The organism is Gymnodinialimonas ceratoperidinii (assembly GCF_019297855.1).
GTDB lineage: Bacteria > Pseudomonadota > Alphaproteobacteria > Rhodobacterales > Rhodobacteraceae > Gymnodinialimonas > Gymnodinialimonas ceratoperidinii.
In genome coordinates, this window is sequence record NZ_CP079194.1 from 3,311,695 (window position 1) to 3,330,565 (window position 18,871).

Consider the following 18,871-nt stretch of genomic DNA (forward strand, 5'->3'; position numbering starts at 1 on the left):
GGCGCGTTTGTGTATCTGTGTGCGCCGAGGCCGCAAGTGCGGCCCCGGCTGTAGCTAGGGGTGCGGATTACTCCAGCAGGCCCGCTTCCTGAGCGGCGACCGTATAGGCGGCCTCGACGGCGGCGAGGGCTTCTTCGGCGGAGACTTCACCGGTGAAGAAGGCGGGAAGCTCGTTGCCGAGCGCCGTGTGCATCAGGCCCATCTGCGTCGTGGAGGGGTAGTTCGGCGGCGCCGGGTTGGCGGTGGCCGAAGCAATCGCGCCGGTGGCCATGTCGTTGGGGGTATAGCCCTCGATCAGCCAGATCGCCGCTTCGGGTGCCGCGGCAACGGTTTCGCTGTCGAGCCCCTCCATCGCCAGACGGAAGGCGTTGTCGGCCTCTTCATCGGAGATGTTGGCGGCAATCACGATGCCGTCCCACCAGAGCGTGGTGGCCGGAGCGCCGCCTTCCATGGCGAGCGGAGCCGCTGCCGAGGCGACCAGACCCACGACCTGGCTTTCCGCCTCGTCGTTCATCGCGCCGCCGCGCGAGGCCCAGAGGTTGGCCATGGCGATGGTGCCCTGCTGGAACTGCTGCTGCACGTAGGTGCTGTCGGACACGAGGTATTCCGGGTCCATGTATTCCGTCGCGCGCATCATCATGTCGAGCGCGGCGAGGCCCGCTTCGTTGTTCACGTTGGGGGTGTTGTCGTCGTTGACGAAATCGCCACCGAAGCCGCCGAACATGTTGACGAATTCCTGCGCGAGGTTCCAGCCGGACTTCATGGTTGCGCCCAGCGGGTAATCAACGACGCCGGCTTCCTGAATCGTCTCGGCCGCGGCGAGGACTTCTTCCCATGTCGTCGGCACGTCGATGCCGAGGTCCGACAGGATATCCTCGCGGAACATCAGGTGCTGGGTGTTGACCATCATCGCGACGGCCATGGTGTCGCCGTCGATCTGGATCAGCTGGTTCGGCGTCAGATGCTCGCCATGGGCCGCGATCAGATCGTCGAGCGGGCGAATCGTTCCCTGGTTCAGGAGCGGCGTGATCGTGCCGTTGGACACGCCACCGATCTGGTAGAGCGAGGGGTCGGCCGCGAAGCCCTCGGGCTGCTTGGTGCGGAATTCCTGATCCAGCTCGGGCGAGAAGTTGCCGCAGGCGGCCATGCCTTCGCTGACGGCCATCCAGGCCTCGAAAGCGGCGGACAGCATGGTGACTTCAGTGGTGTTTTCCCAGTCGCAGCTGGCTTGGCCGTCGGCATAGGCGGCGCTGGCCGCGACCGTTACCGCGCCTGCGAGGGCAAATCGTTTCACAAACATGGGTTCTCTCCCGTTGGTTGGCGTTCGTTTGAGGGGCGACGGTGGGGACCCTCCCCGCCACCCGATGTTTCCCGCGTTCCGAGCGCCGGAATCTGGGCTCCGGTCTCTCGTCACGCGATTTTTGCATAGGTTTGCAATATGACGCTAGTGTCCTCTCCTGCAATCTGGCAAGCCTTTTCGTGAGCACAGCTGAAACGAGGCACGATATGACGGACACACGGGCAAGGATCGCGGAGAACCTGACGGCGCTTTTCCGCGTTGAAACCAAAGGATTACAAGAGCTTGCGGCGCAGGTCTTCGCTGAAGACGCGCGGATCGAGGTCTCGGCGCCGGTGGGCACGCTGACCGGGCCGGAAGAAATTGTCGCGGGGCTGATCGCGCCGCTTCGCGCGGCGTTGCGCCCGGCACGGCGTCGCGACCTGATGGTTTTCGGCGGCGAGAATCGGCGCGACAATGGCGGGGACTGGGTGACCGCGCTTACCCATGTCACCGGGCTGTTCACCGCGCCGCTTTGGGGCGTGCCACCCTCGGGCAAGCTGGTCTACCTGCGGATCGGCGAGTTCTGGCGGGTGGAGAGCGGAAAAATCGCGGAGGCGCGGCTGATCGTGGACCTCTTGGACCTGATCCATCAGGCCGGGCACTGGCCTTTGGACGAGGCGCATTACGGCGCGCCGATCATCTTCCCCGCCCCCGAGACGCAAGACGGCCTCTGCCCCGCCAACCGCGAGGACGGCGCGGCGGCGCTGGATGTGGTGGAAACGATGCTCGGCGCGCTGCATGTCTTCGATCCGGGCAGCTTCAGCTCGGAAGGACAGGTCGGCGCGGGCGGCACGTGGGCGCCGGATTTCGCGTGGTACGGGCCGGGGGGCATCGGCTCGACCGTGTCGTGGCCGGGTTTCGTCGACCACCACCGCGCGCCGTTCCTGCGGGCCTTCCCCGATCGCAAGGGTGGCAATCATTATGCGCGGGTGGGCGATGGCAATTACGCCGCCGTCTCGGGCTGGCCCTCGATGACGATGACCCACCGCGACACCTACCTGGGCGTGCCGGCGACGGGCAAGGCGCTGACCCTGCGGGTGATGGATTTCTACCGGGTGGAGGGCGGTCTGATCGCCGAGAACTGGGTGCTGCTGGATTACATCGACCTGTTGCAACAGATGGGCGTCGATGTTCTGGAGACGCTCGGGCAAGGGGGCACGGCGGCGGATATGTAAAGCGATTTACACGTTCTCGTCACAGCGGTAAAATATCCCGACTGGATTTTCGCAGGGTCGAAAAAGCCATTCTAACCGCGCGCCTAACCTGCCATGTTACCGGCGACGCAGATCCCCATCGGCCGGGAGGGCCACGTGATGGGACATCCGCCTGGGGAGGGTTCACTGATGATCCGTGACCACAGCAGACTTGCGCGCCAGAGGGCGCCCCACCGCTGCGCCGTCTCCCCGAGCCGTTTGTTCCGCGCCGCCTCCCCCAGTGCCGCTCGACCCACGTTCTAGGAGGAACACCCGTGCCCAAAGACCACCTGCCCGCCCTTCTGCCCGACGCTCACATCAACGCCGCCCGCTACGAGGAGATGTACGCGGCCTCGATCAATGATCCCGAGGCGTTCTGGGGCGAGCAGGGCAAGCGGATCGACTGGATCACGCCCTACACCAAGGTCAAGGACACCTCTTTCGCGCCCGACGACGTGCATGTGAAATGGTTCGAGGACGGCACGCTCAACGTCAGCGCCAATTGCATCGACCGCCACCTCGAGACACGCGGCGACCAGACGGCGATCTTGTTCGAGCCGGACGATCCGAACGACGCGGCGCAGCATATCACCTACCGCGAGTTGCACAGCCACGTCTGCCGCTTTGCCAATGTCCTCAAGGAGTTGGGCGTCGGCAAAGGCGACCGCGTCGTGCTCTACATGCCGATGATCCCCGAGGCCGCCTACGCGATGCTGGCCTGCACGCGGATCGGGGCGATCCACTCGGTCGTCTTCGCGGGCTTCTCGCCCGATGCGCTCGCCGCGCGGGTGACGGGTTGCGCGGCGAAACTCGTCATCACCGCCGACGGCGCCCCGCGCGGGGGCCGGGTCACGGAGTTGAAGGACAACGTCAACAAGGCGCTGCTGCACAACGGCATCGACACCAAGTGCCTCGTCGTCAAGCGCACCGGCGGTCAGGTCGCCTGGGTCGAGGACCGCGATTTCTGGTACGACGAGATCGCCGCCCGCGTCAGCGACGATTGCCCGCCTGAAGAGATGAACGCGGAGGACCCGCTGTTCATCCTCTACACCTCCGGCTCCACCGGCCAGCCCAAGGGCGTGGTCCATACCACCGGCGGCTACCTCGTCTACGCGGCGATGACCCACGAATATACCTTCGACTACAAGGAAGGGGACGTCTTCTGGTGCACGGCGGACGTGGGTTGGGTCACCGGCCACAGCTACATCGTCTACGGCCCGCTGGCCAACGGCGCCACGACCCTGATGTTCGAGGGTGTGCCCACCTACCCCGATGCCGGGCGCTTCTGGGAGGTCTGCGAAAAGCACAAGGTGAACCAGTTCTACACCGCCCCCACCGCGATCCGTGCGCTGATGGGCAAGGGCAACAGCTTCATCGAAAAATACGATCTTTCCAGCCTGAAGCTGCTCGGCACCGTGGGCGAGAACATCAACCCCGAGGCCTGGAACTGGTACAACGAGAACATCGGCAAGGGTAAATGCCCCATCGTCGACACATGGTGGCAGACCGAGACCGGCGGCCACATGATGACCCCCCTGCCCGGCGCCCATGAGCTGAAGCCCGGCTCGGCGCAGAAACCCTTCTTCGGGGTGAAGCCGCTGGTGCTCGACCCCGCCTCGGGTGACGTGATCGAGGGCAACGACGTGGAGGGCGTGCTGGTCATCGCCGACAGCTGGCCCGGCCAGATGCGCACGGTCTGGGGCGATCATGAGCGCTTCGTGAAAACCTACTTCAGCGACTACAAGGGCTATTACTTCTCGGGCGACGGCTGCAAACGCGACGCTGACGGCGAATACTGGATCACCGGCCGCGTCGACGACGTGATCAACGTCTCGGGCCACCGCATGGGCACCCCGGAGATCGAGAGCGCGCTGGTCGCTCACGAGACCGTCTCGGAGGCCGCCGTGGTGGGCTTCCCGCACCCGGTCAAGGGCCAGGGCATCTACTGCTACGTGACCCTGATGAACGACGAGGAGCCTTCGGACGAGCTGAAGACCACTTTGCAGAACTGGGTGCGTCAGGAGATCGGGCCGATTGCGAAACCGGACGTGATCCAATGGGCGCCGGGCCTGCCCAAGACCCGCTCGGGCAAGATCATGCGCCGCATCCTGCGCAAGATCGCCGAGAACGACTACGGCTCGCTCGGTGATACCTCGACGCTGGCCGACCCGTCGGTCGTGGACGATCTGATCGCCAACCGCGCCGACGTCTGAGCCCTGCAAAAGCCTGTCGCCGTGGCGCTGCATCCCGGCGGCAGCGCCCCCCGCGCCCGCGACGTTTGGCGCGTTGCGGCAAATGCTGCGCCGCGGCATGGTGAGATGACCAGACCCGGAGCTCCTGCCATGGCGCGCACGCCCCTCTACAAGACGACCGAGACCGAAATGATCGCTCGAATCACCAAGGGCGATTGGGAGGTGGGGCGTCGGCTGCCCAACGAGTTCACGCTGGCCGACGAGTTCGGCGTCAGCCAGGGGACCATGCGGCGCGCGCTGATCAGCCTCGAGGGGATGGGCTACCTGAACCGCAAACCGGGACGCGGGACGCTGGTGGCCGCGCAGGCGCCAGCCGAGGCCGCGCCAACCCGTTTGACCCCTTCCCTGCTGGACGCGGCGGGCACACAGCTCTCGCTGGAGCCGTTCCGCGGCCGCGCCGACATCCGCGCCGCGACACCTGCCGAGGCTGACCTGATCGGGGCCGACCGCGTCGCCGTTCTGGAGCGCACCCTGAAACACAAGGGCCGCCGCGCGGCGCTGGAAACCACCGTCCTGCGCGCGGACCTGTTGCCTGCCGGGTTGGACGAAGACGCCCCGGCGCCGCTGGACCAGCTTCTGGCGCATCACGCTATCGCCGTCTCGCAGCTGCGCGCCGAGGCCCGCGCCGAGGTGACCGACATGGCGAAATCCGTCGCCCTCTCCGTCGATCGCCACTGCGCGCTTCTGGTCGTCTCCACCGAGGCCTACGCCGCCGACGGCACGCTTATCGCCCACCAGATCCTGCGCATCGCCACCGAGGGCGCACATCTGGCCCATCAATAGGCGGCAAAGGGTCCGAGAGGTCAATTTTCATGTTGACGCAACGCGCGCGCCACCGTACCCACTGCCTCGCGTTTGGCGGAGTAGCTCAGTTGGTTAGAGCAGCGGAATCATAATCCGCGTGTCGGGGGTTCAAGTCCCTCCTCCGCTACCAAATTTTCTTATTACGGATAGAGCCTTACAGAGTTCATCGTGCTATGTGCGTTCTGAATTCCTGCCTGTGGGTGCCATATGGGTGCCATTTGAGTTAGCTTCGGAAGTAACGCAATGATTATTGTCAGGTCGAATTGAACCACCACAACTTGCCTGCTCATTGCTGGATATGACTCGAATCCGTCCAAATTCGGCCCACACCCAACCTTGAGCAAGAGAGCAACGCTAGGCGGCATCGTCACTCACGCGGCCATTGGTGGGCCAGAGCATCATCTCAGGAGAAGCCAAAGCTGTCCCGCGCGGACAAAGCAATCATAGATCCGTAGCTGGTTTCTAATACAAATCCTCCGCTAGTTAGTCACCAAACCTGTCCCTCTATGGCTGGTGCCGGACACCCTGAATGTATCTGGCGGACATTGACATTGAGCTGCTACCGTTCAGGTATGGTCGAGACACGAAACCCACCTTGGACGCGCGACGAACTTCTCGTCGCCCTGGACTACTATCTTGACAACACGGACGACTACTTCTCGCCGAAAGGCGAAGGCGTGCTCGAACTAACGGCGAAGATCAGCCAAGTCGCAAAGGCGCTCGGACTGACTGGTTCCGACACACTGCGCAATGCCAACGGCGTGTCCATGAAACTCCTAAACTTTCGCGCCCACGATCCGAACCATGATACCAAGGGTTTGAGCCGAGGGAACAAGCTGGAGGAGGTCGTTTGGGCCGAATTTGCCGACAATCCGAAGGCGCTGAAGAAAGTGGTCGCGTCAATCGTGGATGCGACACGAGCGGCAATGTCGAATGATGCGCCGGTGCTGCCCGAAGACGACCTGACAGAGGCACCTGAGGGACAATTGCTGACCCGCATACACCGCTACCGGGAGCGCAATGCTGCAATCGTGAAGCGGAAGAAAGCTTCATACCTGAAACAGCATGGGCACCTGTGTTGCGAGGCCTGCGGATTCGACTTTCAAGCGAATTATGGCGAACGCGGTTCTGGGTTTATCGAGTGCCACCATTCAAGGCCGATTTCAGAATTTGTAGCAGGTGAAACTACTAAGCTGGTCGATCTTGTCTTGCTTTGCGCCAACTGTCACCGGATGGTGCACGCAGCACGTCCCTGGTGGACCCTCGAAGAGTTGCGGGCGGCACTAGATACCGGGCAGTAGCTGTCCAATTGATTCAATAGTATGAATACAGGCCACGAAAGCAGGCCGAAAGGAGCGGACGTGCGTCGACGAGTCCAATTTGATCGTTTGCGGCAAACTTCGGTCTTTCCTGTGGCCAACGATGCCGGGATACAGCTTACTCCTTGCTGAAATTGACGTACTGTTCGAAAGTTGCTGGTTGGTTCACGAAACTCACAGCAATCAGAACATTTTGAGTGAAAGTCGGAATAATCCATGAATGAAACTGATTGGCCAACGGTCGGCACTTTGATCGACGAACTTTATCACGCAACCGACGCCCTCGAGAAAATGTTCCCGGGCCGGAAGTTCACTTTGGATGGGCACTTGGTCGGAAGTGTCGGAGAAGTCGTCGCGTCATTCATGTTCGATCTTGAGCTCAACCCCGCCTCGACGCTTGGGCACGACGCACGCGCGAAAGACGGCCGCAAAGTTGAAATTAAACTTACCCAGGGCAAAAGCGTCGGTCTCCGGCATGAATCAGAGCATCTGATTGTCCTGTCTCGTCCCAAGGGACGGTCCATATCTGTCATCTACAATGGGCCGGGGGCTTTGGCTTGGAACGCCGCCGGAAAGATGCAGAAAAACGGCCAACGCAGTTTGGGGCTTCAAAAGCTGCGGATGATGGCTGCTAACCTTGGCCTAGAACAGCAGTTGCCGCTTGTTCGAGTTGCTCCAGTGTGAACGCCCCGAAACAAGCATTGACGCCGCAACGGCGATTCGGCAGCGCATCCGGTCCACCCCGCCGTTCGATGCGACAGCAGCGTGAGAAATTGGATATGCGATCTCTTTCTAGTGCTCCAATCATATACCCTATTTCGGACCGATAAGAACCAAGAGGAACCCGAGCCATGAACCGAAAGCAATTTATTGAAAGCCAAGGAGCCACTTGTGACAATTGGAATTGATCTTGGTCCTTCGTGAACGAGACCAAGCGGTTTATCATTTTCGGGTTATGGTCCCACCACTCGGGAAGTGAAGAGGGGCTAATTCTTAGTAGAGATTGGGAGAGAAACGCGTCAGGCAGAAGGAACCCCGGCTTCAGCCAATCTGAAGAACACACAAGGCTAGTAGTTGAAGAAGGATATTCACTTCTGACTTTCCCAATGTTCGCCAAAGTCGACGAGCACGGAAAAATTCCGGAAGATGAGCCTGTCAAAATTGATCGTTTTGAGCCGATCCTTCAACGCAAATTCTTAGTTGAGCTTGGTAAAGAATGGTATTCGGTTGAGACTCCTATTCCACCTGCAAATTCTTATGAGCCTTTGATTGTCCAAACATTCGAAGAAGGAGAACAATCCATGTTGCTCTCCAAGCGCGTGGAACGCAGCGCCGCCGCGAGGAAGCGATGTCTAGATATACATGGGCATCAATGCTTGGTCTGCAATAAATCAATGTCTGATCGCTACGGAGAAATGGGCGAAGACGTTATTGATGTTCACCATCTAAACGAGCTATCGCAAACAAATGGAAAATACCTAGTCGATCCAGAGACAGACCTCGTTCCGGTTTGCCCTAACTGTCACCGGATGATTCACACTCAGCAACCTGCGCTGAGTCTGGAAGCTGTACGAAAAATACTGACGAAGCTCTGCTGACCAAGACTGCGGGCGACATGGACCTCCGACGTCAGTTGATTTCAAGCGGCAACCCATTGGAAAAGATTGTCGGATTCAGCCGTGCGGTCCGAGTAGGTTCTTACATCGCTGTGGGTGGCACTGCGGCTGTTGATAGCGATGGAAAGACCAATGGCGTAGGGGACGTCTACGCCCAGACCAAGCAATGTTTCGAAATTATCAAGGCAGCGCTCGAACAGGCTGCCTCTGGTCTGCATGATGTAATACGCACACGTGTCGTTTTGACGGACATCGCCCGATCGACACCATTATGGCAATAAATCGTTTTGTGAATCCGGAGTGGCTCGTGGAAATCGAGGTCGACGCTGTAGTCGCTGATTGATCTGCGAAATCTTTTCGGCTTCGGGCACGAAGTTGCCGGCAGCTTCTAGGAGTGAGCGTACGTACATCCAAGCGTGCGCACCGTCCGCTACCGACGCTAAAAGAATTGCCTCAGACTTTGGTCGCAGACTTAGATCGCAAAATCGTCCAGTGATTTCCCTGCTGCGAGACCGTCCTTGATCCAATTGGGCTGCCGACCACGTCCAGTCCAAGTGAGAGACGCATTCTCTGGATGCTTGAACTTGGCAGGGGAAGCGACTTTAGTCTTCTTGCCGCTGACAAGATCGCTGAGCTTGAAGCCGTGCTTCTGTGCGACGGCCTCTAGTTCCGCGATCGCCTCAGCTCTTTTGCGTTCTTCAAAGCTCGCAATGGCCTTCTCAGTGTCTTTCTGAAGTTGCTTCAGTTCCGCGACGGACAGTGTCTCAAGGTTCGGTTTTGCCATTGGGACGCCTCTCCTAGATTGTACGCTGCTCCTTAGCCTGAAGTGATCCTCGTTTACAATGCTCATGGGTGGAAACTTAAACAACACTATCGGCCCAGACCTGCCGTTCAGTTCTGGGCTGATCGCTGCGGTGCAGCTTGACCAGACCGGCCATTTGTTCTTCGCACAGGATCTCAGGGAAACTGGTGACCTGTGCGTGGGTGACCTGCCCCCCAGCCCATCCGGCTTGTGTGGTTGAGGCAGCGCCGAGGAAATTAGTTTTGGTATCAGCTACCAATCTCGAGCGTAAGCACTTAACGATTGGGGTGTCGACCAATAATCGGAGATTAGTATGTCCTCCTTAGCAGCAGACCTCACTCCCGAAAACATTGCGCTGGAAAAAATCTTCCTTGACCCAAACAACCCTCGTTTTGTGGGCACCGACTGGACATTCGTCCCTGATGAGGAGGTGACGCAACTGCCAGTTCAACAGGCAGCTCGTCGACGATTGATCGACCATCATGACGTCGGGAAACTTCAATCTGTGATGGAAGCTAATGGCTTCCTGCCAATCGATCGTGTGGTTGTTCGAAAACTTGACGAAAATGGAAATTACGTTGTTTTGGAAGGTAATCGACGCATTTGCGCGGCTAAAGAAGTCACCGGGTATTACGACAATGGCGACCCAATCCCCCAAGAGATAATGGACACGTTTCAGGAAATTTCGTGCCTCGTTTATGAAGGCAATGACAACAGTATGAATGCAGCATGGATTTTGCAGGGCCTCCGACACGTCTCAGGAATCTCGGAGTGGCCGGCCTACAACAAGGCGAAATTGCTGGTTGATCGCATGGAAGCTGACGATTTGACACTGACTCAAGTGGGGAAGAGTTTTGGGCTATCTGCTCATGGTGCGGGACAATGGGTTCGGGGGTATTACGCCTTTCAGCAAGCAAAGGAAGTGACCGAGGTCGGCGAGCACATTGACGAGAAAATCTATCCATTTTTCCAAGAGATATTTGGCCGCAGCAGTATCGCGTTGAAAGAATGGATGCGATGGGATGATGCAAAGAACGAATTTCAGGACTCCGCAGCGCTGAATGAGTTCGTGGGCTGGTTGTTCCCAGTAGACAGAGTGGAAGGCGATTCAGGCGATTCTTGGCAGGATCCTACAAAAGCGGAAGTTGAGGCCGCGTGGAGCAATAGACGCATTACGAAACGCGATAACTTGCGAGAAATATCTTACATGATCTCTGATGCGCCCAAAGAATGGATGTCATTTCGCAGTGGTGCATCGCTTGAGACGGCATACAATACCGCCGTTTATAACAGCATTGAAGACACTCATGCATCGGAAAAGTCTACCGAAGATCGATTCTTTAAGATCATATCGGACGCTTTGCGTGAATTAAATGAAACCCCGATATCAGTAATTATGAACTCTGAGAAGAGAGCGAAGCTTCTCCAACTAACGGCGGAAGTAAAGAGTGCAATTAACAATATTGATGATATCAGTGGGAAGCAATGAAGCCATCAAGACCGCGAATTGTTTCAGCAATATACTCCTTAGCGCCCGATCCCAAGACGCGTTCCATTATGGAGCTGTCGCTCCAAGCGATCAGGGCTTTCTACGGTAGCGTCGACCGCAAGCAGGAAGAGTTCATTAGCAAGTTCAGGAAATCTATTCTGAACGACTTGCTTGTGTTTGATGATCTTCATCACAGGAGCGGCGGCAGTCGCTCTTTCGTTTGCGTGGACACCGGCAAACAACTGGTGCAGTGGCACGGCAAAATATTGCGCAATCCACGGACATTACAGACAATCAGGAACCGATCACGCATCTATTATTGGATGAGAAATCTTGATGATCGCCAGTATGAGTGCTTCGGAGCTGCTCTTATGCAATCATTGGGAGCAACGAAAGTTCATTTGACCCCTCGCGGCAATGAGTTTGGGATCGACTTTCTGGCATTAGTCCCTGCCTACTCTCGAAGCGAATTATTCGTTTCCGGGGGGAGGGGAATTCGGATCGTAGGGCAATCCAAGCTTTATCAGTCAAAGGTGCCGCGGGATTCCATTCAAAGCTTCAATAGCTTAATGGACTCTATCCGGCACAATAGATATGAGATCCAGACGATAGTTCCCGCGTGGTTTCGGAACAGCCCCGCTCCACTCGTTGGTTTGTGGGCAGCGCACAAAGGCTATCAAGAAGGGGCAAGAATTATTTCTGGACAAAATGGGTATATACTCCTCGATACATTGATGATGGCCGAGATATTCGGAAGCTCAAAGCCCCTCCAAGGTGTCCGTGATCAATCGGACCTGGAAAAGATGATGTGGTCATACTTAGCCGAGTTTGAAAATACCGGGGAAGCACTCGAGGCATAGAATGCTTAAAACGCGATCAGATCTCGAGCGTAGACCCGACCTTTCGCCAACCCGAGCTTTTCTGCTGGGATTTTCCGTTTGAGCGGGTCACCTCTTGTCGGCGCCAGCATGTAGTCGTGATAGAAGCGTAGGATCGTTGCCATCTTGTCGACCATTGCAGGGTGGTAGAATGCCGTTTCATACCAAGTCGTTTCACCGGATGTTGGCTTGGTTCCGCACCCAAAACCAGGCACTCTCCTGCGGGCTTGAGCGAAATACTTTTCTGCGGGTGCGAGGGAAGAGAGGTGGTCCTGTGGCGCTACGACTACAATACGGTCAGGCCGCACTCGTCTCAGGCCAACCAGACGCCACAGCAAGCGCGCCGGACGCTTGATCAATTTGAGGGCTCCGCGCCCGGCGCGCTTGCGCCAGACGACGAAGCCGAACACCCAAATCCTACCTGCAGACTCTCGTTATGAATGACGGACCAGCAAGGGGCAGGTCAAGCGCTGTAGCCTCATTTTGGCGGAAGGTCCGCTTGCTTGATGCCTCGAGGCTCGGTTTGCATCTGCAGAGAAGGTCTGCTCTCCGCCCTTTGCGTTAGCTAATACAATCGCCCTTTCAATGCCATCCCGCAGATCAGGGCCTTGCCAGTAGCACGTCAATCCTGACAGACGTGCCCCTGCCAATAGCGATCCCACCGGGCAGCCCAGCCGCCCTCAACCATCGCGCAGTTAATATCGCCGTGACGTGGTGAGATGCACCATGCCGCAGTGCGGCTCCTGCCAGCAGAACCGTCAGACAAGCATTGAAGCGTAGGGCCATTGACCAACACATGGCCGTGTTGCCCCACGCCTATTACTTCACCAAGTATGCTTACCAGCGCATGGCGCGCCGTGAACGGGTCGGCATTCGTGCAGGGGCTGTTAGAGTTACAAGTCCCATCCATCTCTCGGGTGTTTATTCCCGAAAGCCGTATCCGAGGCCCCTCCGCGCACCAAATGGGTCCATCACCGTCCCATACATGTGTGGGAGTGCAGGCAAATTCCTCTCCCGCAGGAACGACGGGAACTGAAGCATCAACTGAGGCTCCGGTGACAAAAGAAGAAGAAATCACTGCTAGGAAGAATAGTTGGTTCAAAAGCTTCATTGTGATGCGCTACCCGTGACGGAACTGATGGCAGGTGAAACCTTTCTAAAGTCACCCTCGTTACACAAGGTCAGAAACCTTTCCTTAGTCACCGATCTTTGGGACGTTAGACACGGGTCCATCCCCGTCGCTCTGATCAGGCGTGTGGCTAACACACTCAGCTGGAGCTGCGAACGCTTTGATCGCGAGGTCGGTTACACCATAACGAGCTATGTATTCGAGCAAGGCTGCCTCGAGCCGCTCAATGCGAACAAGTAGATCTTCGTCTGCCTTTGATACTCCACCCAAACATTTTCTCAGCCTCCAGCTCAATTGTTAAAAAGTGGTTAACATTGAGGGTATGATGCGGCCTTTTTATAGGGAGCATCATCATGGCCAAGGTATTTGACCGAGAAGTAGAGCGAGCAGAAGTTCTTACCCTGTTGTCCAGCCAATCGAAGCAGAAGCGTCAAGCCATCATTGACGAATATGAACGTCGATCCTTGCAGGCCTTCGCACCTGAAACACTTAGAAACTTACGGCAGATCAAAAAGTCGTTCGCACGCTGGTGTGAATACCGAGCCTATGATCCGATGCCGCCTGTAGCGCCGGAGATCGTCGCCGAATATGTAGAGGCTCTTGGTGGAAAACTCAGTGCCAACACAATCGCGACCCGCTTGTGGGCCATCAGCGAGCACCACCGATCACTGTTCCTACCGTCTCCCTGTAGGCATAGATTAGTCGAGCTAGCCCTCAAGTCAGTAAAACGGAAGTATGGTGCGTACACCCGACAAGCCCCGCCCCTCTCGAAAGCTGAGGTGCTTGGGGTAGTGTTGAAATTAGGTGTGAGTCGGCAGGAATTACGGGACAAAGCACTGATCTGGGCGGCCTCAGATTCTTGGTGCCGAGTATCCGAGCTTGTGGCCTTTCAAGTGCGCGATATGGAGCGACAGGATGATGGATCGAGCTTGCTGTTCGTGCGCCGGTCTAAGACCGATCCCTACGGCAAGGGCGACTACGCATTTTTGTCCAAAGGTGCCTCCCTCGCTGTCCTGGCATGGATCGAGGCCGCAGGTCTTAAGGCGGAGGATCCAATGTTTACAAAGTCTCAGCGTGGAGGAAAGCGAACACCACTTGCCGCTGCAACTGTCTCAAGGATCATCAAGCGCCGCTTTGATCGTAGTGATGTCTCCTCCCACAGTATGCGCGTAGGCGGCGTACACGATGCATTCAGATTGAACTGCAGTCTATCGTCGATCATGGTTGCTGGACGCTGGAGATCACCAGAGATGCCTGCACGATACGGACGACGAATTCTTGCAAGTCAGTCTGCAGCCGCCGAAGTCGCTAAGGCATTCGAGAGTGAAGTAAGCGAATTCACTCCAAGCGATATCTGTAAAGTTCACACATCGCCCGGGTGACGGTTTCCTTACCAGGTCTGCCTCACCTACTGCAGGCAATCGCTTCGTAGACGAATATGACAGGACGCAAAGGTCTGACTAAGATCTAAGTATCAGAGCGCAAAGCTGATAAAAGCTGCCGCCTGCGCAACCGATTACATAAGTTGAGCGCCCGTCGCTCGTTTAAACCTCTACTGCTGGGCGCTCATACGACCCTCAAGTCTCGCGATTCATCCGCAGCGAAGGGTAAGTTGGGTTTCGTCAATCGCTTGAAGTCTGCCGCGCGCGATTGCGATGTTAGTTTCTTGATCAGCGCCTGTCATCGAGGATACTGGCAATCCGAGTAAAAACACGCCGAAAGCGTCGCCATTTGCCGCACGATTTTGATCTGCGCTTAGGTTCGCGAGCTCTTGCGTTATACTTAGTTCTTCCGCTGCAAGTTGTGAACAGTTGTAGCCTGTATAAGGGTTAGGACCAATATCAGCGGCCGCAATGTTTTCGGGGCGTTGAGCGCAAGCGCATGCAGCTAGAATAGAAACAAGAAGAATAAGACGCATAGGGCCCCTCGGAAATTAACGTTATAGTTCAAACTCATGATCGAAATACCGAGGATTCGCAACACTCAATACTGGAGTAACGCGTAGACTTCTTCGCTAACGACTTTGCAGAAACGGAAGACACAAAATGCATAATCGAACTCTGGCCATCGCGGCATGTGTGTCGATGGCTGTGCATTCCGCTTCAGAACAAGTTGCGACCCGAACTACACGCCCTGCGTCCCTGTTGCCATGGATGTTAACTGCGCTGGCGGAAGCGGCAATGGTCCCGCATAAGTCAGAGGCCCAGTTTAAGTAATTGGAGCGGACTTTTACGGTTTGGACCGAGACGGGGAGAGTTGATGTCCGCTCTGCTACTCACCGCAGCAAACGTCCGCTAACCGCCCATGGTTACGCTGCTGACCGACCTACGACATCGGTTTGCCGGTGCCGCTGATCTGTGTTGGCCTGAAGCACACGTCAGAAACGTGAATAAATTCAGCAAGCCTTGCCTGTCAGGACCTGAATGGCTTCCTTCTCAGCCGCGCTCCCCTTCGCCCATTGCCAAGCCGACTTGGGCTTGTGCGCCTTGCTGAGCTCAGAGTGCTTCCCGCTGGTCAGCGCTGCCCGCAGCATCTTGCGAGCCTTCGTGGGGGACATCTTTCGTTCTTTGCAGACCTGCTGAAGCGTTGTGATTTCGGACATCAAAATTCTCCCAGTTGGTTGATGGGAGCATCGATAAGGCGGAGCAGCTCGGTTGTAAGGCGCAAACTGGTCGGCGCTTCCTGTTTTCTTTAAACCTTGCTAACACCGACCCTGACGCGGAAGACGCATTCGCGTTGGGGCTTAGAAACCCCTCTCTGACTAGGTCGAGCAATCGGCTGAACACCTTTGACCCTATGGTCGGGGTGCCTGTGTTATACAACAGGCCCCGGCTAAAGGCACAGGGACCGTGTCAGAGCGGTTTTCTAACACCCCGATCACCAGGTGATATTGCGAGGGCGCTCGCAGATCGGGGTGACGTGGAACTAATCATTTCAGAGCCGATCAAGTGGGAGAGCCGAAAGGACCTTCCGAAACTTCCGGGCGTCTACATCATTGCGCGCGGTGATCCACAGAACACGGTCTACATTGGGCGCACATGGGGCGGCGGTGGCCTCCGCAATAGAATTCGTACATTCCACCGATCTGCAACAACTGGCCTGAAGGGTCATGCAGGAGGTGTCACCCACCACCGATTATTCGGATTAGGGAGCGAACCCGATTGGGTATCCTTTCACACGCCCGCAAATATCAAGGACGCGGTGCGGCTCTACACCTACATTGCCTATGTCGAGCGATACCTCATCTGGCGCCATGTCGATGCGTCCGGAGCGCTGCCGGTGTGTAACTCCGAATGAGCGCCACCGCAGAGGCTCTGCGAGGCCCCACAAGGGCCCCTGTCATCAATTCCGGCCTCCAACCCAGCCAATTTAGGACAGGGCCGTCAGAAGGCCCTCCTACGGCCATTTTGGACCGCACGTTGATGGGCGTGACGAGCTAGAGAGCGCTTTAGCCGATCTTGGCGTGCTCAAGGGGGTCTGAACTTCGCCAACTGCCTGTTTGGGTAGTGCCGATCGGGGCGGCGTTCGGCTGCCGTGGGTCGCTTTTTGCACGGTTTTCTCACCCGATTGGCACCCGTCACGATCCTGCGACCGTCGGCGCGTCGCTTGGGGAATTGAAAAGGCGGGGAAAATCGCCCCCGCCTTCGTCGCTACAGTCTGATATTTAGTCCGTGTGTCGGTCTCAGGATGCCAGATCGCCAAATATCCATACCGACACGTGGCACCCTGCCAATGGCAACAGATCGCCAGAGTCGGCGCAGGCAGACTGGCACTCTGGCAATCAGCCCTGGTCCAATGACCAATACCATGTCTTTGTCTTTTGACGGGACCGGACGCCAAGACGTTGCTTTGCACGATCAAGGGTACGCTTGCTGATGCCTTCCCGTTTTGCGGCTTCATAGGAATCATTTGCCTTTCGGGAACCGTCGCCGAGATAGCGCTTTAGGAAATCATCCGCGGCCTCGCGAGGCTTTGGCCCGGCACCCCCGGATGCCCCTTGCAGGTCATCGACGGTAAGGTCTGACCTCCCAGAGAACTTAACGACCGGAATGTCTCCTGCCCTCTTAGACGGCACGAGCGAGAAGACCCAGCTGGGCCCCCTAGGCCCGATGTTGTGCTTCAGATGCGCAAGCACTTTCTTCTCAGGGTCGTCTGGATCAGCCGCCAGCCGAAGCGCGGATCGTGCCGTAGCAATCACGTCAATGGTCCCACCGCCCTGATAGAGGGCGTTTTCCTGCTTCATCTTGGTCAAGTGTCGCACAATGACGATGGCACAGTCGTTGTCGGCAACCATGTTTGTGAGGCGATGTAGCAGGCCCCGTATTGCGGCTGGATCCTTGCCTCTAGCCTCCGTAGGGACAAACGAGACCAAAGGGTCTATGATGATCAAGTCTGGTCCGAATTCCTCGATTTCAGCCTCGAGAATGCTAAGACCGCCATCATTGAATTCAATCCAATCGTTGAGCACCCGTATACGGCTCGGGTCACCACCCATTGCGTCAATCCGAGGCCGCGTCGTGTACGACGCGTCGTCTTCTGCACTGATGTACAAGACATTGCCTTTTGCCAATTTGCACCTATCCGGCAGACGTCGGCCCTTTGATACGACTGATGCCAGATGCATCGACAGGAAAGACTTTCCGAGACCTGGGTCACCCTCGAGAATGGTGATCATGCCAATCGGGATCAAAGGCTCCCAAAGCCATTCAACCTTCCTCGCTTTGACGTCCGAGAGGTTCACAAAGGTTGCATCATTTCCCATGACGGCCTCCCAATTTCGATGTGATACGGGTGAGTTCATTGCTGAGCGCCCGAATGTTTGGACCGTACTTGTCTTGGAAGTAAGCAGACGCCCAAACAACGCTGGCGATCTCGTCGAGACTCGCGCCCACACCGTGGAGTCCTACAACGATCGCGTAGATGCGGCTCGAACGATCCGGGGCGTAAGCCCGCTTATCTCGAATGAGCTGCCGCGTTGAAACCGTCAAGCTGTGCCGGTATCGCTTCAGGACATCAAACTTGTCATGGGCGAGGTGGTCGAACCCATCGAAGGAAACTGCTGCCGCGGCTGCTGGACGATGCCAGGGCTCGGTTGCCGGGCGTTCGTTTATGGGCGTCAGTTCATATTTGAGGACCCCGACGAACGGGGATTCGTAATTGGGCTTGTGATTGAATGATCCCAAAATCCGCAGAAGTTTGTTTGATGGCCACCCATTCTTGTCACCGCCATGATTGTAGGTCAGCGCGCGAGAAAAGGTTTCAGCTTCACCGGGCGTCAAAGTCTCATCCAAGATCCATATGGCTTGATATCGCCTGGGGGATGTCTCCCAAACGATCGAGGGTGGTGGTGAGAACCCGCGGGGATCGGCTTCGTCGGCGTCACACCAGAGTAAATTTGTGGGAAGTGCATAGCGTTTCTCGCGGCTCCTCTCAGAGAACGTAGCGGGGCAGAAGTACTGATCCCATTCCTTGCGGTTGTGAGCCAACAGGGCAGCCCGAGTTTGCGATCGATCTGACGGGTCGACGAAAACAAACTCGAACTTTCCTCCGCCTTGTCGTCGGAAGGCCATGCAGGCATATCTTGTTGCCGGACCATCGGCGGCGCTCTGCCAGATAGATGTCAAGAACTTCGCTTGATATTTTGCTGATTTCTTGTCCGGCTTTCTTCGTGAGGCCAGAGCAGTGGGCAAAGAGGTAGTGATCTTCGGGGACATGATTGCCTCCAAATTTAGGTGAGTTTGATGATATCGGAGTTAGTTAGTCGGGGCGTGCGTAGTGCGTTCGCGAACGCTCAGTTTTTCGGTCCTCGACCCATGCTAAGATCTCGTCGGCAGGCCAGGCCACGCTGCAACCTGCCATGCGGATGCGACGTGGGAAACGGCCGTCAAACTCCCAACGCAGTAGCGTGGAATTGGATACGCGAATGCCCAGTTCTGTCAGGCCATCTCGCCCAACAATTAAAGGACCTTTGTTAGAAATATCGTACATCTGTTCTCTCCAATGGTGGACCGGGTTGCCCCGAACATCAGAGAGTTCCCAGAATTCCATTG

Annotated in this window: 18 protein-coding genes, 1 tRNA gene and 1 pseudogene; 13 read left to right on the plus strand and 7 right to left on the minus strand. The window is 57.0% G+C overall.

Going from position 1 to position 18,871, the window contains the following annotated elements; all coding sequences use genetic code 11:
• Positions 1-67: 67 nt before the first annotated feature.
• Positions 68-1,300, minus strand: a complete 1,233-nt coding sequence (locus KYE46_RS16040) for an ABC transporter substrate-binding protein (RefSeq protein WP_219002022.1) — start codon at positions 1,298-1,300, stop codon at positions 68-70.
• 206 nt (positions 1,301-1,506) lie between these two features.
• Here KYE46_RS16040 and KYE46_RS16045 point away from each other — a divergent pair, with 206 nt between their 5' ends.
• From KYE46_RS16045 to KYE46_RS16080, 8 genes are all read left to right on the plus strand, one after another.
• Positions 1,507-2,514: an ester cyclase gene (locus tag KYE46_RS16045; protein WP_219002024.1), complete on the plus strand. Its 1,008-nt coding sequence runs from the start codon at positions 1,507-1,509 to the stop codon at positions 2,512-2,514.
• 293 nt (positions 2,515-2,807) lie between these two features.
• Entirely contained in the window at positions 2,808-4,745 is a 1,938-nt protein-coding gene (gene acs / locus KYE46_RS16050) for an acetate--CoA ligase (protein WP_219002026.1), read from the plus strand.
• Positions 4,746-4,874: 129 nt separating this feature from the next.
• A complete protein-coding gene (locus KYE46_RS16055) occupies positions 4,875-5,567 on the plus strand; it encodes a GntR family transcriptional regulator (RefSeq protein ID WP_219002027.1) in 693 nt (230 codons plus the stop codon).
• A gap of 74 nt (positions 5,568-5,641) precedes the next feature.
• Positions 5,642-5,718, plus strand: a tRNA-Met gene (locus KYE46_RS16060).
• Between the two features lie 442 nt (positions 5,719-6,160).
• Complete coding sequence (locus KYE46_RS17525) at positions 6,161-6,889, plus strand: HNH endonuclease (RefSeq protein WP_247716862.1); 729 nt, start codon at positions 6,161-6,163, stop codon at positions 6,887-6,889.
• Positions 6,890-7,123: 234 nt separating this feature from the next.
• Entirely contained in the window at positions 7,124-7,591 is a 468-nt protein-coding gene (locus tag KYE46_RS16070; protein ID WP_219002029.1) for a DUF6998 domain-containing protein, read from the plus strand.
• A gap of 422 nt (positions 7,592-8,013) precedes the next feature.
• A complete protein-coding gene (locus KYE46_RS16075; protein ID WP_219002032.1) occupies positions 8,014-8,505 on the plus strand; it encodes an HNH endonuclease in 492 nt (163 codons plus the stop codon).
• A gap of 17 nt (positions 8,506-8,522) precedes the next feature.
• Positions 8,523-8,804: a Rid family hydrolase gene (locus KYE46_RS16080; protein WP_247716863.1), complete on the plus strand. Its 282-nt coding sequence runs from the start codon at positions 8,523-8,525 to the stop codon at positions 8,802-8,804.
• 191 nt (positions 8,805-8,995) lie between these two features.
• On the opposite strand, the gene KYE46_RS16085 is transcribed toward KYE46_RS16080, so the two are convergent.
• A complete protein-coding gene (locus tag KYE46_RS16085; RefSeq protein WP_219002034.1) occupies positions 8,996-9,307 on the minus strand; it encodes an H-NS histone family protein in 312 nt (103 codons plus the stop codon).
• A gap of 331 nt (positions 9,308-9,638) precedes the next feature.
• On the opposite strand from KYE46_RS16085, the gene KYE46_RS16090 reads away from it, so the two are divergent.
• From KYE46_RS16090 to KYE46_RS16105, 4 genes and pseudogenes are all read left to right on the plus strand, one after another.
• A complete protein-coding gene (locus KYE46_RS16090; RefSeq protein WP_219002036.1) occupies positions 9,639-10,814 on the plus strand; it encodes a hypothetical protein in 1,176 nt (391 codons plus the stop codon).
• A gap of 68 nt (positions 10,815-10,882) precedes the next feature.
• Positions 10,883-11,674, plus strand: a complete 792-nt coding sequence (locus KYE46_RS16095; RefSeq protein ID WP_219002038.1) for a restriction endonuclease — start codon at positions 10,883-10,885, stop codon at positions 11,672-11,674.
• A 278-nt stretch (positions 11,675-11,952) separates the two neighbouring features.
• Positions 11,953-12,132: pseudogene (locus KYE46_RS16100) on the plus strand (IS3 family transposase); the annotation flags it as partial.
• A 1,042-nt stretch (positions 12,133-13,174) separates the two neighbouring features.
• Positions 13,175-14,203 carry a site-specific integrase gene (locus KYE46_RS16105; protein WP_219002040.1) on the plus strand — a complete coding sequence of 343 codons (1,029 nt, stop codon included), beginning with the start codon at positions 13,175-13,177 and terminating at the stop codon, positions 14,201-14,203.
• A gap of 209 nt (positions 14,204-14,412) precedes the next feature.
• Here KYE46_RS16105 and KYE46_RS16110 read toward each other — a convergent pair whose 3' ends face one another.
• Positions 14,413-14,739 (minus strand): hypothetical protein, encoded by a 327-nt coding sequence (locus KYE46_RS16110; protein ID WP_219002042.1) that lies wholly within the window; start codon positions 14,737-14,739, stop codon positions 14,413-14,415.
• 477 nt (positions 14,740-15,216) lie between these two features.
• Entirely contained in the window at positions 15,217-15,423 is a 207-nt protein-coding gene (locus KYE46_RS16115) for a hypothetical protein (protein WP_219002044.1), read from the minus strand.
• 317 nt (positions 15,424-15,740) lie between these two features.
• Here KYE46_RS16115 and KYE46_RS16120 point away from each other — a divergent pair, with 317 nt between their 5' ends.
• A complete protein-coding gene (locus tag KYE46_RS16120; RefSeq protein WP_219002046.1) occupies positions 15,741-16,118 on the plus strand; it encodes a hypothetical protein in 378 nt (125 codons plus the stop codon).
• 484 nt (positions 16,119-16,602) lie between these two features.
• On the opposite strand, the gene KYE46_RS16125 is transcribed toward KYE46_RS16120, so the two are convergent.
• From KYE46_RS16125 to KYE46_RS16135, 3 genes are read right to left on the minus strand one after another with little or no spacing between them, the layout of a single operon-like run.
• On the minus strand, positions 16,603-17,583 hold the full coding sequence (locus tag KYE46_RS16125) for an AAA family ATPase (RefSeq protein ID WP_219002048.1): 981 nt from the start codon (positions 17,581-17,583) through the stop codon (positions 16,603-16,605).
• Positions 17,573-18,535, minus strand: coding sequence for a DNA-primase RepB domain-containing protein (locus KYE46_RS16130; RefSeq protein ID WP_219002050.1), 963 nt, complete (start codon positions 18,533-18,535; stop codon positions 17,573-17,575). The genes KYE46_RS16125 and KYE46_RS16130 overlap by 11 nt, the downstream gene beginning before the upstream one ends.
• A gap of 43 nt (positions 18,536-18,578) precedes the next feature.
• Positions 18,579-18,869: a helix-turn-helix transcriptional regulator gene (locus tag KYE46_RS16135; RefSeq protein WP_346345210.1), complete on the minus strand. Its 291-nt coding sequence runs from the start codon at positions 18,867-18,869 to the stop codon at positions 18,579-18,581.
• Positions 18,870-18,871: the final 2 nt, after the last annotated feature.

Excerpts from the sequence above, each read along its gene's own strand:
- KYE46_RS16115 (WP_219002044.1), bottom strand. The coding sequence starts at position 15,423 with ATGTCCGAAATCACAACGCTTCAGCAGGTCTGCAAAGAACGAAAGATG.
- KYE46_RS16040 (WP_219002022.1), bottom strand. The coding sequence starts at position 1,300 with ATGTTTGTGAAACGATTTGCCCTCGCAGGCGCGGTAACGGTCGCGGCC.
- KYE46_RS16135 (WP_346345210.1), bottom strand. The coding sequence starts at position 18,869 with ATGGAATTCTGGGAACTCTCTGATGTTCGGGGCAACCCGGTCCACCAT.
- KYE46_RS16085 (WP_219002034.1), bottom strand. The coding sequence starts at position 9,307 with ATGGCAAAACCGAACCTTGAGACACTGTCCGTCGCGGAACTGAAGCAA.
- KYE46_RS16110 (WP_219002042.1), bottom strand. The coding sequence starts at position 14,739 with ATGCGTCTTATTCTTCTTGTTTCTATTCTAGCTGCATGCGCTTGCGCT.
- KYE46_RS16095 (WP_219002038.1), top strand. The coding sequence starts at position 10,883 with ATGGAGCTGTCGCTCCAAGCGATCAGGGCTTTCTACGGTAGCGTCGAC.
- KYE46_RS16055 (WP_219002027.1), top strand. The coding sequence starts at position 4,875 with ATGGCGCGCACGCCCCTCTACAAGACGACCGAGACCGAAATGATCGCT.
- KYE46_RS16130 (WP_219002050.1), bottom strand. The coding sequence starts at position 18,535 with ATGTCCCCGAAGATCACTACCTCTTTGCCCACTGCTCTGGCCTCACGA.
- KYE46_RS16090 (WP_219002036.1), top strand. The coding sequence starts at position 9,639 with ATGTCCTCCTTAGCAGCAGACCTCACTCCCGAAAACATTGCGCTGGAA.
- KYE46_RS16105 (WP_219002040.1), top strand. The coding sequence starts at position 13,175 with ATGGCCAAGGTATTTGACCGAGAAGTAGAGCGAGCAGAAGTTCTTACC.
- KYE46_RS16070 (WP_219002029.1), top strand. The coding sequence starts at position 7,124 with ATGAATGAAACTGATTGGCCAACGGTCGGCACTTTGATCGACGAACTT.
- KYE46_RS16125 (WP_219002048.1), bottom strand. The coding sequence starts at position 17,583 with ATGGGAAATGATGCAACCTTTGTGAACCTCTCGGACGTCAAAGCGAGG.
- KYE46_RS16080 (WP_247716863.1), top strand. The coding sequence starts at position 8,523 with ATGGACCTCCGACGTCAGTTGATTTCAAGCGGCAACCCATTGGAAAAG.
- KYE46_RS17525 (WP_247716862.1), top strand. The coding sequence starts at position 6,161 with ATGGTCGAGACACGAAACCCACCTTGGACGCGCGACGAACTTCTCGTC.
- KYE46_RS16045 (WP_219002024.1), top strand. The coding sequence starts at position 1,507 with ATGACGGACACACGGGCAAGGATCGCGGAGAACCTGACGGCGCTTTTC.
- KYE46_RS16075 (WP_219002032.1), top strand. The coding sequence starts at position 8,014 with ATGTTCGCCAAAGTCGACGAGCACGGAAAAATTCCGGAAGATGAGCCT.